Raw genomic sequence first — 609 nt, 5'->3', positions numbered from 1 at the left:
TGATCGAGACCGGCAACGGCACCGCGACGAATGATGGCACCGATAGCTATTCGGGTGGTGATGGTATCGACACACTCGATCTCTCGGCTCTGGTCCAGGAAGTCCTTGCGGACATTGAGACCGGGATCGCCGAGGGCAACGAGATCGGCACGGACGTGATCGATGGCTTCGAAATCATCGCCGGTGGCCAGGGGGGCGACCGGCTGTCGGGTGGGGCCGGCAACAACATCCTGTCGGGTGGCTCCGGCAACGATGTGCTGCGCGGCCGCGGCGGCGACGACATTCTCGTCGGGGGTGCCGGCAACGACACGCTGGAAGGCAATACCGGCAACGATACCTTCCTCGTGGTGATCCCACCGGATGCGAGCGGCAGTGACGGCAACGACCTGATCGACGGCAATGAGGCGGTCGACACCTACGACGCGTCGGCGGCGACACAGGCGGTGGTGATCGACCTCGACCGCGGCACGGCTGAGGGTGCCGAGATCGGTTCGGACCTGTTGACCGCGATCGAAGGCGCTGTCGGCGGCAAGGGCGACGATGTGCTGGTGGCCGACACTGCCGTCAACTTCCTCGCCGGTGGCGACGGCGCCGATGTTTGCGTTTTCC

1 protein-coding gene is annotated in these 609 nt (G+C 65.4%); it reads left to right on the top strand.

Annotated features, from left to right (window positions below):
- Nucleotides 1–609 (top strand): calcium-binding protein (locus tag AC244_RS34830; protein ID WP_161807943.1); only part of this gene is annotated, 609 nt, incomplete at both ends.

Origin of the sequence: Ensifer adhaerens (assembly GCF_001270265.1) — a bacterium.
GTDB lineage: Bacteria > Pseudomonadota > Alphaproteobacteria > Rhizobiales > Rhizobiaceae > Ensifer > Ensifer adhaerens_B.
Note: the sequence above shows the minus strand (reverse complement) of the source record. Positions and strands in the feature narration are given on the sequence as shown.